Annotated in this window: 1 protein-coding gene; it reads left to right on the top strand. The window is 68.1% G+C overall.

All coding sequences use genetic code 11. The annotated features are described in order from the left end of the window. On the top strand, positions 1-530 hold a 530-nt coding region (locus Q1A87_RS23735; RefSeq protein WP_299657342.1), incomplete at both ends, for an IS110 family transposase.

Below are 530 nucleotides of genomic sequence, written 5' to 3' on the forward strand. Positions count from 1 at the left end.
GTGCCGGTGAAGAGCGAGGAGAAGCAGGGCGCGGCCGCGGTGTTCCGCGTGCGCGAGCTACTGATCCGGCAACGCACCCAGACGATCAATGCCCTTCGGGGGCATCTGACCGAGTTTGGCAAGGTCGTCCCGCAAGGTGCCGCGAGCATGCGTCGGTTGATCACGCTGATCGAAGAGCCTGGCAACGATGTGCCTGAGACGGCACGAGCGACGTTGCAGGTCCTCGTGGATGGCCTGCGCCACCTCGATGAGCGGATCGCCGGGCTCGACGCGGAGATCGCCCGTAGAGCGCGGGAGGACGAACTGGCGCGGCGACTGATGACGGTTCCCGGCATCGGCCCGCTGATCGCCACGGCGCTGGCGACACTCGCTCCGCCGCCGGAGCACTTCCGCCGGGCACGCGACTTCGCGGCCTGGCTTGGACTGACACCAAGGCAACATTCGACAGGCGGCAAGCAACGCCTCGGGGCGACGACCAGGATGGGGGAGCGCTCGCTCAGGCGGCTGTTGATCCTCGGGGCCAACAGCGT

This window comes from uncultured Jannaschia sp. (assembly GCF_947494055.1).
GTDB lineage: Bacteria > Pseudomonadota > Alphaproteobacteria > Rhodobacterales > Rhodobacteraceae > Jannaschia.